General features: G+C 38.3%; 15 protein-coding genes. 12 read left to right on the top strand and 3 right to left on the bottom strand.

Going from position 1 to position 14,557, the window contains the following annotated elements:
- Positions 1-5: 5 nt before the first annotated feature.
- Together AC6H0V_RS11135 and AC6H0V_RS11140 are read right to left on the bottom strand one after the other, a co-directional pair.
- Complete coding sequence (locus AC6H0V_RS11135) at positions 6-1,610, bottom strand: SulP family inorganic anion transporter (protein ID WP_497560260.1); 1,605 nt, start codon at positions 1,608-1,610, stop codon at positions 6-8.
- An 84-nt stretch (positions 1,611-1,694) separates the two neighbouring features.
- Entirely contained in the window at positions 1,695-2,033 is a 339-nt protein-coding gene (locus AC6H0V_RS11140) for a hypothetical protein (RefSeq protein WP_497560261.1), read from the bottom strand.
- A 309-nt stretch (positions 2,034-2,342) separates the two neighbouring features.
- On the opposite strand from AC6H0V_RS11140, the gene AC6H0V_RS11145 reads away from it, so the two are divergent.
- The 12 genes from AC6H0V_RS11145 to AC6H0V_RS11200 all read left to right on the top strand — a co-directional run bounded on the left by AC6H0V_RS11145 (position 2,343) and on the right by AC6H0V_RS11200 (position 14,003).
- Positions 2,343-3,884 carry an acyl-CoA carboxylase subunit beta gene (locus AC6H0V_RS11145; protein ID WP_497560262.1) on the top strand — a complete coding sequence of 514 codons (1,542 nt, stop codon included), beginning with the start codon at positions 2,343-2,345 and terminating at the stop codon, positions 3,882-3,884.
- A gap of 183 nt (positions 3,885-4,067) precedes the next feature.
- Positions 4,068-5,198 carry an MFS transporter gene (locus AC6H0V_RS11150; protein ID WP_497560263.1) on the top strand — a complete coding sequence of 377 codons (1,131 nt, stop codon included), beginning with the start codon at positions 4,068-4,070 and terminating at the stop codon, positions 5,196-5,198.
- A 13-nt stretch (positions 5,199-5,211) separates the two neighbouring features.
- A complete protein-coding gene (locus AC6H0V_RS11155) occupies positions 5,212-5,631 on the top strand; it encodes a GNAT family N-acetyltransferase (protein WP_497560264.1) in 420 nt (139 codons plus the stop codon).
- A gap of 167 nt (positions 5,632-5,798) precedes the next feature.
- On the top strand, positions 5,799-6,914 hold the full coding sequence (locus AC6H0V_RS11160; protein WP_497560265.1) for a M42 family metallopeptidase: 1,116 nt from the start codon (positions 5,799-5,801) through the stop codon (positions 6,912-6,914).
- A 179-nt stretch (positions 6,915-7,093) separates the two neighbouring features.
- The gene (locus tag AC6H0V_RS11165; RefSeq protein ID WP_497560266.1) at positions 7,094-7,480 is read left to right on the top strand and encodes a hypothetical protein; all 387 of its coding nucleotides are present in this window, start codon (positions 7,094-7,096) and stop codon (positions 7,478-7,480) included.
- A 150-nt stretch (positions 7,481-7,630) separates the two neighbouring features.
- A complete protein-coding gene (locus AC6H0V_RS11170) occupies positions 7,631-8,323 on the top strand; it encodes an HAD family hydrolase (protein WP_497560267.1) in 693 nt (230 codons plus the stop codon).
- A complete protein-coding gene (locus tag AC6H0V_RS11175) occupies positions 8,320-8,946 on the top strand; it encodes a CatA-like O-acetyltransferase (protein ID WP_497560268.1) in 627 nt (208 codons plus the stop codon). The genes AC6H0V_RS11170 and AC6H0V_RS11175 overlap by 4 nt, the downstream gene beginning before the upstream one ends.
- 110 nt (positions 8,947-9,056) lie before the next feature.
- A complete protein-coding gene (locus AC6H0V_RS11180) occupies positions 9,057-9,566 on the top strand; it encodes a flavodoxin family protein (RefSeq protein ID WP_497560269.1) in 510 nt (169 codons plus the stop codon).
- 86 nt (positions 9,567-9,652) lie between these two features.
- Positions 9,653-11,224 carry a helicase HerA-like domain-containing protein gene (locus AC6H0V_RS11185; RefSeq protein WP_497560270.1) on the top strand — a complete coding sequence of 524 codons (1,572 nt, stop codon included), beginning with the start codon at positions 9,653-9,655 and terminating at the stop codon, positions 11,222-11,224.
- Positions 11,225-11,272: 48 nt separating this feature from the next.
- Complete coding sequence (locus AC6H0V_RS11190) at positions 11,273-12,172, top strand: nucleotidyltransferase family protein (RefSeq protein WP_497560271.1); 900 nt, start codon at positions 11,273-11,275, stop codon at positions 12,170-12,172.
- Positions 12,163-13,260, top strand: coding sequence for a phosphotransferase enzyme family protein (locus AC6H0V_RS11195; RefSeq protein WP_497560272.1), 1,098 nt, complete (start codon positions 12,163-12,165; stop codon positions 13,258-13,260). The genes AC6H0V_RS11190 and AC6H0V_RS11195 overlap by 10 nt, the downstream gene beginning before the upstream one ends.
- 20 nt (positions 13,261-13,280) lie before the next feature.
- Positions 13,281-14,003, top strand: a complete 723-nt coding sequence (locus AC6H0V_RS11200; RefSeq protein WP_497560273.1) for a TMEM175 family protein — start codon at positions 13,281-13,283, stop codon at positions 14,001-14,003.
- A 9-nt stretch (positions 14,004-14,012) separates the two neighbouring features.
- Here AC6H0V_RS11200 and AC6H0V_RS11205 read toward each other — a convergent pair whose 3' ends face one another.
- A complete protein-coding gene (locus tag AC6H0V_RS11205; RefSeq protein ID WP_497560274.1) occupies positions 14,013-14,396 on the bottom strand; it encodes a helix-turn-helix domain-containing protein in 384 nt (127 codons plus the stop codon).
- Between the last annotated feature and the right edge of the window lie 161 nt (positions 14,397-14,557).

The raw sequence follows: 14,557 nt of genomic DNA on the forward strand, positions 1-14,557 counted from the left end.
ATTTCTTAATGATTAATTTCTTCTACAATCTTGGTGTTTAATTTTGGCACAGTGTAATGACTTTTAATATGATCTAAAGTTACAATAATGCCCTTAGTATATGCATTGTGCTTGTAATTAAATATCGTTTCCAACACATCTGGATCGATAAACCGGGAATTTGAACCGTCTATAATAACATTTGTTTCTTTCGGAATTCCCGTTAAAAGCACTTGAATTGCCGCTTTGTTTAAAAATGAAACCTCTTCTGCCAATTTTATTCTGATATGTTTCTTATCGCCTTCTTCCTGTATCTTGTAAAAATATGGATTTCTCATATTGGTTCTTAATAGATAAAATATGGAGAATGCCATTCCAATACCTACACCCTTTAACAAATCGGTTAGCACAACCGCTACTACGGTAACCACAAACGGAATGAATTGATCCCATCCTTTATGGTACATGTGTTTGAACAATGAAATACGGGTAAGTTTGTAACCTGTAAACAACAGAATAGCTGCTAAACAGGCCAATGGAATCATATTAATCAAATTCGGGATGAAAATCAACGAAAGCAGCAACCATGTTCCATGAAAAATAGACGACATTTTCGTTCTTGCCCCAGCATTAGTATTCGCCGAGCTACGCACAATAACTGAAGTCATGGGCAACCCGCCCAACATACCACTAGTGATATTACCAACGCCTTGGGCAATGAGCTCTCTATTAGTTGGTGTAACCCGTTTAATAGGGTCGAGCTTGTCAACTGCTTCAACCCCCAATAAAGTCTCAAGGCTTGCCACTACGGCTATTGTTCCGGCCACCAACCATACATCCCAACGGGCAATAGCTGAAAAATCTGGACTGGTAAACAAGCCTGTAAATTCTCTCCATCCGTTAAAAGTGGGGATATTTACCATATGATCGCCTTTTAATTCATACGAGGTGCCTTTAAAAACCAAGGCCAATCCTATACCTAAAGCCACCACTAAAAATGGTGCAGGCACTGCATTTAGCTTTTTTATTTTAGGCCAATAAATTAGTATCAGCAGACATGCTACACTAATAATTACGGCAACTAAACTGAATTCGCTAATTGAACTAAGGATAGCCGAGAATGTGTTTTCTCCATTTTTTTGAAAAAAACCTTCATCTCCAAAAAAGTCCTTATCTACTCCAACGGCATGGGGCAATTGTTTCAGGATTAGCAGCACACCAATTCCTGCCAGCATCCCTTCTATAACGCTTGACGGAAAGTAATTCCCTATGGTTCCTGCTTTAATTAGGCCTAGCACCAACTGAAGTCCGCCAGCTAAAACTAGCGCAAGCAAGAAAATCTGATAATTGCCCAAACTGGCGATTGAACTTAATACAATGGCCGTTAATCCGGCTGCCGGTCCGCTTACACTTAATTGCGAACCACTCAAAAAACCTACCACAATACCACCAACAATACCCGCAATTAGACCTGCAAATAGTGGTGCTCCTGAAGCCAATGCAATACCCAAACACAGGGGTAATGCTACTAAAAATACCACTAGACTTGATGGAATATCGCGCTGTAGGTTCTTTTTTAAGATATATTTTTTTACTTCGAACCTGAATGTGGCCGAATTTCTATTTTCCATAACGGTGCGTTAAATTTTATTAATTTTTAAATATGGCAATGCCTGTAAATGGATATTTACAGTTCATTTTTAATTCATTAAAAACTAAGAAAAGTTAGGTGGCGGTGTGGGAACAGAAGGGTGGTACGGATCTACATGTCGCCGGGAGTGGTCGATAAAACTATTGTTAATCCCGATACTAATAAGTATGGGCACATAAGTTAGATCGTAGCGATGGATCATTAATTTATGATCTGCAAATTTCACATTCTCTTTAGAGGTATCATCCCCATTATTTTCATGCTCTAGCTGCATAATTACAGCATTCATCAAGTCTTTGTCCATGTGGGCAAACAAAATGGGTGCACCAGAAATTACCATTTTAGCAGTAAAGATGCCCATAAAGACAACCACTATCAGTAAATAGTATTTTCTTAAAAACATAAAATGATCATTTTTTTGTTCAAGCTTCAAAAATAGCTCCAAAAATATCAGATCGTTTAATTTATTAGTAATTAAATTGTAATAAATGTGCTGAGCGATTGGGTTGGGCGTAAAGCATTGGGTTCGCTTAGCGTTCATCGCAATACGCTGAGCCTTAAATGAGCTGAGCGATTGGCATTGGCGTAAAGTGGTTAGTTCGCTTTGCGCTTATCACCAAACGCCGAGCCTTAATTTTTTTAACTCAACTACAAAAAAGCAACAGATTAAATGTAATTTAAGCGCTTTAAATGCTCATCAATAATCTAACAGATGAAAAATAAGATTGAAAAGCTACAGGATAAAGTACAGGAAGCGCATTTAGGGGGCGGTAAGCATAGAATAGAAAGTCAGCATAAAAAAGGCAAACTTACTGCAAGGGAGCGCATCCATTTTTTAATGGATGAAGGGAGTTTCGAAGAAATAGGCATGCTGGTTACCCATCGCAGTACCGATTTCGGCATGGAAAATGAAAAATACCTTGGGGATGGAGTGATTACAGGCTATGGAACCATTAATGGCAGATTAACTTATGTTTTCTCGCAGGATTTTACCGTTTTTGGAGGTTCTTTATCAGAAACCCATGCCGAAAAAATCTGTAAGATAATGGAGATGTCAATGAAAAATGGCGCTCCAATTATTGGATTAAACGATAGTGGAGGTGCCCGAATCCAGGAGGGTGTGGTTTCTTTAGGAGGCTATGCAGATATTTTCTACCGCAATGTACAGGCATCGGGGGTTGTACCACAACTTTCGGCAATTATGGGACCGTGTGCGGGGGGCGCAGTTTACTCGCCAGCAATAACCGATTTTATTTTAATGGTAGAAAATACATCGTACATGTTTGTAACCGGTCCGAATGTTGTAAAAACGGTTACCCATGAGGAAGTTAGTTCTGAAGAATTGGGAGGAGCAATAACCCATGCTACAAAATCTGGTGTAACACATTTTGCCTGTGCCAATGAGTTGGATGCGATCAGTCACGTTAAAAAGTTGTTGAGCTATATGCCTCAAAATTGTGAAGAAACACCTTCCAATTTACCCTATCAAATGGGCGAAGAAAGCAGACCTGCCTTAAACGAGTTCCTACCTCAAAATGCAACCCAGCCCTATGATATCCGGGATGTAATTGGAGCTGTTGCCGATGGGGATAGTTTTTTAGAGGTACATGCTGCCTATGCAGAAAATATAGTGGTGGGCTTTGCTCGTTTAGCGGGAAGAAGCATTGGGATTATTGCCAATCAACCCGCCTATTTAGCAGGAGTGCTTGATAACCATGCTTCTGTAAAAGCGGCAAGATTTGTTCGTTTTTGCGACTGCTTTAATATCCCTATCTTGGTTTTTGAGGATGTACCCGGCTTTTTACCTGGTACCGATCAGGAATGGAACGGGATAATTACCAACGGGGCGAAGTTGTTGTACGCGTTTAGCGAAGCAACGGTTCCAAGAATTACAGTAATCACCAGGAAAGCATATGGGGGGGCCTATGATGTAATGAACTCGAAACACATCGGAGCCGATTTAAACTATGCATGGCCCAGTGCAGAAATTGCCGTGATGGGAGCAAAAGGTGCAGCAGAGATTATCTTTAAACGAGAAATTTCTTCTGCAGAAAATCCACAGGAAAAGTGGCTCGAAAAAGAAAAGCTTTATTCCGATATTTTTGCGAACCCTTATCGTGCGGCAGAACGCGGCTTTGTTGATGAAGTAATTGAACCGTCACAAACCCGAATAAAATTGATTAAAGCATTCAAAATGCTAGAAAACAAAGTGGTAAATAATCCAAGAAAAAAACATGGGAATATCCCTTTATAACATGGAAAATGTGAGATGGAAGATGGCAGATGTGTCTAGCAATTCTCCATTCCATTTTCTATCTTGCCTCCTCCGGGCAAATGAAAGACGGACGATGTGTCTTGGGATTCGCCCTTCCATTTTCCATCTCACCTCTTACCTTTTACCTATTACATGGGCTTAAAACGTTCAGACACTCTCCTTATGGCTTTTTGCACGGGCTTAATCGTTGCCAATATTTATTATTGCCAACCTTTAATTATCCTTGTGGCTAGAGAATTTAAGCTTTCAGAAACTGATGCGGGACGGATTACCTATCTTACTCAAGCTGGTTACGCCATTGGGTTATTTCTTCTGGTGCCATTGGGCGATATGTTTGAACGCAAAAAGCAGATTCTCGTTATTACAAGCCTAGCCATTTTTGCTTTATTGGCTGCGGCATTTTCTCCCTCGTTCTTGCTTTTAGAGATAGCAAGCCTATGTATTGGTGCCTGTTCTATTGTGCCCCAATTAATTCTGCCACTGGCGGCCAATTTAAGTAGCGATGAGAATCGTGGGCATAACATTGGTATAATCATGAGCGGCCTATTGGTAGGGATCTTAGCTTCTAGAGCAGTAAGCGGAAGCATTGGTTTTTGGCTAGGATGGAGAGCGATGTATTTCATCGCCGCTGGCATATGTTTACTGTTAATAGGCTTAATGGCTAAGCGGTTTCCTCAAAGCTACCCGGCTTTTAAAGGCACCTATAAACAATTAATGACATCGATGTTTAGTTACATCAAATCGCAGCCCGCTTTACGAGAAGCTTCGATCATTAATTTTTTAGCTTTTGCTATCATTAGTGCATTTTGGACTACCATGGTGCTTTTTTTAGCTAATCCCCCTTTTAACTTCCAAACCTTACAAATCGGACTTTTCGGCATTGCCGGCGCGGCGGGAGCATTGGCTGCCCCATTGGTGGGCAAACTTAGCGACAGCAATAATCCGCGTAAAAACTTAATGATAGGATTTTTGCTCCAGCTAATTAGTGTTGCCCTGTTTTACTTTACAGGAAGCTATCTTTATTTTTTCGTGTTAGGTATCGTATTGATCGATATCGGTCAGCAGGCTATCCACGTAACCAACCAGACCAAAATCTATACCCTTATACCTGAAGCGAGAAACAGGCTAAATACTATTTTTATGTCGGTAAGCTTTATCGGCGCTAGTTGTGGTTCAGCATTAGGGCTATGGCTGTGGGATTTGGGTGGATGGGATGTTTTTTGTTATGGCATTACCGCCATCATCCTAGTTAATATCTTAATCTATCAATTTTACAGTAGAAAAAATAAGTAATAGCAGGTCGTTTATGGCAACAGCAGTTGTAGAACAAATATTTCCACCATTAACTTGGCGCATTAGGCACCGTGCTATGTACCCCGAGCATCCTATTGAATTTGTTAAATTAGAAAATGATTTTGATGGAACCCATTTCGGAATCTATTTCAATGATGAATTGAAAGGCGTAGTGTCATTATTTACACACGGTGATGTTGGGCAATTCCGAAAACTTGCCATTTTGCCAGAAGTTCAAAATCAAGGGTTGGGCACACAATTGATGCATTACCTGATCGATTTTTGTACCGTTCAACAAATAAGCATGCTTTGGTGTAATGCCCGAACAAATGCGAAAGAATTCTATTTCAGACTGGGTTTTACGGAAACGAAGCAAACATATACTGCAGCTGGATTTGAGTTTGTGAGGATGGAGTTGCAAATGCGCACCTAACGCTTAGCGCCAAACGCTTTACGCCTTACGCAAGAAAAGATAATAATAGTTACAACAATATTTATATTTTTACCGAAATCGTAATGATTAACCAAAAAGGCACTAAGATCACAAAGAAATAGAAATAAAAAAATCGGTGTAATCATAAACATCGGTGTAATCATATTATGGCAAAGAAGAAAGAAGAAACTAAGAAAAAACATATCCCGGTAGTAACCGATAAATCAGTACGGTTTTTTGAAGCGTACATTAACAATCCCGCTCCTACAGGCTATGAATGGGGCGGGCAAAAGATATGGCTCGACTACCTTAAACCCTATATCGACGAGCATTTTGTAGACAATTATGGAACTGCGGTTGGAGTAATTAATCCTAAAGCCCCTTATAAAGTAGTGATTGAGGCACATGCCGATGAAATCTCTTGGTATGTAAACTACATTACTAGTGATGGCTTGATCTATGTTATTCGTAATGGGGGCTCAGATCATCAAATAGCACCATCTAAACGTGTAAACATCCATACCGAAAAAGGCTTGGTTAATGCGGTTTTCGGTTGGCCTGCTATCCATACCCGTCACGGCGAAAAAGAAGAGGCGCCGCAATTGAAAAATATTTTTCTAGATTGTGGATGCACAACTAAAGAAGAGGTAGAGGAATTAGGAATCCACGTAGGTTGTGTAATTACCTACGAGGATGAATTTATGATCTTAAATGATAGGTATTATGTAGGTAGGGCTTTAGATAACCGTGCAGGTGGATTTATGATTGCTGAAGTTGCCCGTTTATTAAAAGAAAACAAGAAAAAATTGCCTTTTGGTTTATATATCGTTAACTCGGTGCAAGAAGAAATAGGTTTAAGGGGTGCTGAGATGATTGCACAACGCATTAAGCCTAATGTAGCTATTGTTACCGATGTAACCCATGATACCACGACACCAATGATCAGTAAGATTACGCAGGGCGATTTAGCATGCGGAAAAGGACCCGTTGTTTCTTATGCCCCGGCCGTACAAACCAACTTAAATAAATTATTAATTAAAACAGCCGAGCAGCACGAAATTCCTTTCCAGCGCCAGGCATCGTCTCGTTCTACGGGAACCGATACCGATGCATTTGCCTATTCGAATGGTGGGGTACCCTCGGCATTAATTTCTTTGCCCCTACGCTATATGCATACTACGGTAGAAATGGTGCACAAAGAAGATGTTGATAACGTAATTAGCCTAATTTATCAAAGTTTGTTAAATATTAAGGCCGACCAGGATTTTAGGGAATTTAAATAAGAACTGAAAGACTGAAGCAACTTAAGCCCGGGATTAATTCTCGGGCTTTTTTTATGTGGTTGGTCGAGAAATTCTCTCTCGACCATTGAGGGTCCTGATAGTTATCGGGATACAATCCGCATTATTAAATCAGAATTAGCTGTATATTAGATTGATAAATGGGAAATTATTAATAATAAATGCTCACTGTTACAATTCAATACCTTATTTATGCATGTGGCCTCTATGCGGTAGGGTTTGCCATTTTTCATCTCTTCTTTTGGAAACTGTTTGATTGGAAAAATGACCTCAAAAAAATAAATTTAGCGAACAGGGCAATTATCCAGATCGCCAATTTAAGACTAATCTACTTTTTCTTGTTTGTAGCCAGCATCTGTTTTGTATTCCCAAAAGATTTGGTAGAAACGAAACTTGGCAATTGGTTTATGATAGGAATTTCAATATTTTGTCTGGGCAGAACTATTGAGCAGTTTATCTTTCTAAGGATAAACAACACCATGGTGCATGTGTTAACCTTTTTGTTTATTGTAGGCACGATCCTATTCGCGCTACCAGTGCTAATTTAGTACACCAACACCAGTGTCTCAGGTCTGGTTCAAATCCCTTCCAACCTCCAACTTTCTCCCGAAGGGATGCCTTTTACAACAACCTTTAAAACTTTCTCCCAAAGGGATGCCTTTGGTACAAACCTTAAAACAATTATCTATTTTTGCTTCATGAATAACATCAACGTTATCGCATTTGATGCTGATGACACTTTGTGGGTAAATGAGCCCTACTTTAGGGAAGCGGAAGAGAAATTCTGCAAATTATTGGAAGATTACCTGCCATTACATAGTGTTGCAAACGAATTATTTAAGACAGAAATCAGAAATCTTCCATTGTATGGCTATGGTATTAAGGGTTTCATGCTTTCGATGATCGAGACCATTTTAGAGGTTACCGAGGGTACGGCCTCACTTGAAATGATTAACAAAGCCATCGAATATGGAAAAGAACAATTAAACAAGCCGATAGAGCTATTGGATGGTGTTGATGAAGTGCTTTCGGCGCTGCAAGGAGAATACAAGCTTGTAGTGGCAACCAAAGGTGATTTGCTTGATCAGGAGAGAAAGTTACAAAAATCAGATCTTGAGCATTACTTTCACCATATCGAAATTATGAGCGATAAACAAGAACGTGACTACCTAAAATTGCTGAAGCATTTGGATTGTAAGCCCGAAAATTTTTTAATGATTGGAAATTCCTTAAAATCGGATATCCTCCCCGTATTAGCCATTGGTGGAAATGCAATTCATGTGCCTTACCATACCACTTGGGCCCACGAGGTGGTAGAAAACAATGTAGAGCATATAAATTTTACATCTATTAATTCACTCGCAGAGATTTTGCCTTTACTAAGAAAATGAAACAGCTTGTAGATTTGAGCAATTGGCCCCGAAAAGACCATTTTAACTTTTTCAATAAATTTGAAGAACCGTTTTTTGGCGTGTGTGTAGAAATTAACTGCACGATAGCCTATCGGAAGTGTAAAAAGGAAGGCAACGGCTTTTTCTTGTATTATTTACATCAATGTTTAGCTGCGGCAAATGCGATCGAATCATTTAAGTTGCGTATTGAGGATGGCCAAATCTACTGTTATGATAAGGTGCATGCATCAGCCGTAATAAATAGGCCCGATCATACCTTTGGGTTCTCTTATATAGATTACGAGGTCAGCTTTGAAGAATTTAAAGTAATTGCCAATAAAGAAATAGATAGGGTTCGGAATAGCTCAGGATTGGTACCTGCAGGTTCAGGGGATAATGTTATTCATATTTCCGCTATGCCATGGTTAAAATTCACCGCATTATCGCATGCAAGATGCTTTTCGTTTAAAGATAGCTGCCCCAAAATTTCATTTGGGAAGATGACCGAAGTTAACGGCGAAAAGCTAATGCCTGTGTCTATCCATGTAAGCCATGCCTTAATGGATGGTTATCATGTAAGCTTGTTTGTGGATGAATTTCAGCGCAGAATGGATCTATCCTAGCACCATCCTATAATCATTTCGGGTAACTCTATCCTCTTTTTCATTAGCCTAATTAATATTAAGGAAATCAAAACCTTTGCATTAACTGTTGTTCAAAAAGACTGGATAAAATGGAAAATAGCCCCTTAATAATTATCGGAAGTGCAAGATCAAATGGCAATACGCAGCGTTTTGTAACTGAGGTATTCAAAAATATTAACCATCAAGAAATTAATTTGCTTGAATATCACATCTCTCCTTATAACTACGAAGGCGTATATGATGCTAACGATCGGTTCGATTCTGTTATAATTGAGCTCTTAGCACATCAAACCATAATCTTTGCTACACCTGTTTATTGGTATTCCATGAGTGGGGTAATGAAAAATTTCTTTGATAGACTTACTGATCTGGTTACCACGCGAAAAGATATTGGTAGAACATTAAAGGGTAAAACCACATCTTTAATTGCGATAGGGACAGATCCAGAACTGCCTGATGGTTTTGAAATGCCCTTTAAATTAACCTCTGCTTATTTAGAAATGGAGTATAAACCACGAATCTACTTTACAGAGGATGAACAGCCATTAAGTAAGGAGAAAAAAGATGAAGTGGATTTATTTTTAAGTAGACTTCCCTGAAATACTTTCATTAGAAATAAGTGGTTAAATAATAAATTATCAAACTAGCCTCATTTCAGTTTGTTGTTAATGAAATCAAACAAAAAATGGGTAGTCAAAAAGCTTTATTTATAGAAAAAATAAAAGCATCATATGCCCCTACGGGCCAATCAATTTATTTAGGCGCGGGCATATTAGATGGCGAAGTACTTAGCGAAGCAGAGGTTAACCTGCCCTTGCGCATGATGAATAGACACGGCTTAATTGCGGGCGCAACAGGAACCGGAAAAACCAGGACCCTCCAATTGTTGGCAGAGCAACTTTCGGAAGCCAATGTGCCGGTTTTTATGCTTGATGTTAAAGGGGATCTTTCTGGTTTATATGAACCTGGTACTACCAATCCTAAAATTGAAGAACGAGCAAAACAGCTTAACAAACCTTTTATCCCTAGTTCTTTTCCCGTAGAACTTTACTCGCTGAGCGGAAAAACTGGGGCACAAATGCGGGCAACAGTTACCGAGTTCGGGCCAGTTTTGTTAGCTAAGATATTAACACTAAATGAAACTCAAACAGGGGTTTTAGCCGTTATATTTAAATATGCCGACGACAACAAAATGCCGATCGTAGATTTAAATGATTTAAAAAAATTGCTGGGTTACCTATCTGAAGGTCTTGGGGCGCTAGAAATAAAAAGCAGTTATGGTTCTATCTCCACTTCAACATCCAGTACCATATTACGAAAAATAGTAACCATTGAGCAACAGGGGCTAAGTAATCTATTTGGAGAAACATCCTTTAATATTGAAGATCTTTTTAACCGTATTGATGGAAAGGGTGTAATCAGCCTTTTAAATATTGCTGATGTCCAAAATCAACCTGTTTTGTACTCGACCTTCTTATTAAGCTTGCTGGCCGAAATTTTTCATGCTATGCCCGAAGTTGGCGATTTAGACAAACCAAAACTCGTATTCTTTTTTGATGAAGCACATTTGTTATTTAACGATGCTTCGAAAGCTTTTTTAGACCAGATAAACACCACTATTCGCTTGATCAGATCAAAAGGGATAGGGGTATTTTTCTGTACACAATCTCCTATGGATATTCCAGAAACTGTATTGGCGCAATTAGGAAATAGAGTACAGCATGCGCTGAGGGCATTTACACCTAACGATGTGGATGCACTTAAAAAAACAGTTAAGACCTATCCGAAATCTGATTTCTATGAAATTGACCAAATTTTAACCACCTTAGGAACAGGACAGGCATTGATTACCGTATTAAATGAGAAGGGCATCCCTACCGAAGTGGTAGCCACGATGCTCACCCCACCAAGAGCGGTAATGGGCCCATTGGCAACTTCAGTGTGCGAAAAGCTGATGGAGTCCAGCCCCTTATATGCGAAATATCAAAAACAAATCGATCCTGTAAGCGCTTACGAAATGTTAACGGATAGGATCAATAAAACATTAGCCGAGGATAACGAAATAGCGATAGCTGCCCAAGAACAAAAACGCCAGGAACAGGAAAATAAACCTCGTACCGGAGAAAAAAGTATAGTCGAAAAAGTAATGGGTGCAACCATTACCCGCCAAATTGGTAAAGAGATCGTACGCGGGCTTTTCGGCATGCTCACCGGAAAAAAACCAAGAGCAGGAAGAGGTGGTATTTTCGGCTTTTAAAACTTACATTTGGAAACTTTTTAGTAAAATCATTTTTAATTAATTTCAATGAAACCTACCTTATTAATATTAGCTGCCGGAATGGCAAGTCGCTACGGAAGTATGAAACAAATAGATGGATTTGGTCCTAACGGGGAAACCATTATTGATTATTCTATTTATGATGCCATCAAAGCAGGTTTTGGTAAAGTAGTGTTTATCATTAAGGAAGAGTTTGTAGAAAATTTCAGAAGCATCTTTGAGCCTAAGCTCAAAGGAAAGATTGAAGTTGACTATGTGTTTCAAAATTTTGACCTTAAGCAGTTTGGTATTGAGGAAGAAATTTATAGAGAAAAACCATGGGGTACTGCACACGCCATCCTATCAGGCAGAAAAGTGGTTAAAGAACCATTTTGTGTAATTAATGCCGACGACTTTTATGGATTTGAGGCCTTCAAAAAAATGGTGGATTTTTTAACCGAAGAAGCAAATGATAGCAATTATTCGATTATTGGCTATCAACTAGGGAAAACCTTATCGGATTTTGGTTCCGTTTCTCGTGGTGTATGTAAAGTTGACGAAAGTGGAAACTTAGATGAAATTATCGAACGTACAAAAATTTACCAAGAGGATGGCGTAATTGTCTACGAAGAGGATGATAAAAAATATCCCTTAGATTTCGAAACTCCAGTATCGATGAACTTTTGGGGCTTTACTCCTGCAGTTTTTAAAATTACTGAAGGATTATTCAAAGATTTTGCTCTCGAAAATAAAGATAAGCCTAAGGCCGAATTTTTTATTCCCCTGATAGGCGAAAGTTTAGTTAAAAGCAACACTGCTACCTTTAAAGTGGTTCCAACTGCTAGTCAATGGTTTGGCGTTACCTATAAAGAAGATAAGCCATTTGTACAGGCAAGCATTAATCAGTTGGTAAAGGATGGAATGTATCCTGAAAAATTGTGGAGCTAACTATTGATCAGGATATACTAAAATCGTACGGGTTTTTGCCAGAGGCGATTTCAGTACATCCGATAGGCGCTGGGCATATTAATGGTACTTTTTTGCTTTCTGTAACTGATAGAAAAGAACAATACATTCTTCAGCATATAAATATTCAGGTATTTAAAGATCCACAGGCCATTGCAACAAATCTCAGTGCAATAGCTTTCTATTTGAAGCAGAATTATCCTGATTACCTTTTTCCTGCACCTATCCCAACCTTAAATGGAGAGCCAATGGCAATCCATAAGGGTGATTATTGGCGTTTACTTCCCTTTGTAAAAAATACCATCGCCTTTGATGTGTTAAGTGATCCGAAACAAGCCTTTGAGGCTGCCAAGCAATTTGGAAAATTAAGTAGGTTACTTGATAAATTTGACACTTCACTTCTAAAACCAACTATTGCTGGTTTCCATGATTTAGGGTGGCGTTACGAACAATTTACCTTCGCGTTAAACCAGTCGGTACCGGAGTTAGTTGCGCCTGCCAAGCCCGAGATCGAAACGGCCTTACATCATCAATTTATCTTATCTTATTATAATTCTTTCTTACATAGCTCTGAAAGAGTGCCCGAGAAACGAGAATTTCCAGACCGTGTAATGCACCACGACACAAAAATAAGCAATGTCCTTTTGTCTGAAGATGATAATGGTGGAGTTTGTGTAATCGATTTGGATACGTTAATGCCTGGCAAATTTATCTCCGATCTGGGGGATATGATGCGGACCTATTTATGTGCTTTTTCTGAAAATGAAACCGATTTGAGTAAGATTAAGATAAGAATACCCTATTTTAAGGCAATGATCGAAGGCTATCTTTCTGAAATGGCCATCATTTTAACTTCTACTGAAAAAGAGCTTATTTTATTTTCTGGCAAGTATATGGTATACATGCAGGCCTTACGTTTTCTTACTGATTATTTAAATGGCAGTATGTATTATCCGATTTCTTATCCCGCCCAAAATTTGGATCGGGCCAAAAATCAGTTCAAGCTTTTAAGTGAATTGTTCAAAAATGAAAACATTCTTCAAGGTATAATTGAAGAATGTTTATCTTGAGGTTAAATTAATGCTCTATTATGTCACAAGTTTCAAATGAAATAAAAAAAGAATTTCAGATCGAAAGGATGATCCTTTTTACGGATGCGGTTTTTGCTATCGCAATTACACTTTTGGTTATTGAAATTAAACCCCCGATTGTGGATCATCTTGCAATTGTTAACAATCTCACAAAAGAAATTATACAATATCCCACAAACGAACAGGTAATTAATCAGCTATTGCATCTTTTCCCATTTTTTTTTGGCTTCTTTATCAGTTTTTTTGTAATTGCTATTTACTGGCGCTCTCATCATCGTTTGTTTTCTTTTATTAAAAACTACGACGACAAACTAATCTGGCTCAATTTCTTCTTTTTATTCAGCATTATTTTAATGCCATTTAGTTCGGCTTATTATAGTGAAAACATGATGTATAACATCCCTTATTATTTTTACTGTGCAAATGTAGCTGCAACAGGACTGTTAAACTATGCCTTATTATCTTATATCATTAAACATAAGGGGCGAATTTCTGATGGATTTGATGATCCAAAAGCAAGGCAGCTAGCCAGATGGAGAACACTTATGGTTCCTATGATTTTTTTCTTTGCTATTTTTTTGGCCGCAGTACTCCCTTGGAACATTAATTTCTTAAGTAGGATGACACCAATGTTAATTTGGCCGTTTATAATAATATTGAATAAACATTTCGGTAAGAAAAACGAACTAGAATTTACGATTAATAAGCAAGAAAACAAGTAGATTTTCTAACTAAGACGTCAATTTTTCTATAATTTTTTCCAATTGCGCAATAATCATATCTTTATCTTTTAACCTTTCTTGATAAAGGAATTCTATCTTCTTATCTTTTTCTTTGTTCTCTGCGGTTGAATCTTCAACGAGGATTTTATTCGCATTTTGGTTGATCGGAGAAATGGGCTTAGAGGTTGGTGCTAAGTCTCCAAAAAATGAAACTGGGTCACTCTCAAAAATCAATAAAAGTTCTGGTAAGTATTTGGCCCATGTAGAGGTTTTGCCAGATTCCAAGCGCGTGTATGCTGAAACATCTATATTTAATTTCTCTGACATTTGTTGGGTAGATAGCCCTTTCGAGATACGAAGTCGCCTAATTTTTTTTATCACTTCATGATGCATAATATGTAATTTTTAATGGGGATGTGGCATTAATAATTTATAAATTAAAATCAATCACTATTTTCCGATGCAAATTCAGCAAGAAAAACGGACATTTTAGCTTCGCTTTTATACAATTAAAAACTAAGCTTTATGTAACAAAAATGTTCTCGAGAAACACA

Source organism: Pedobacter sp. NO84 (assembly GCF_059703915.1).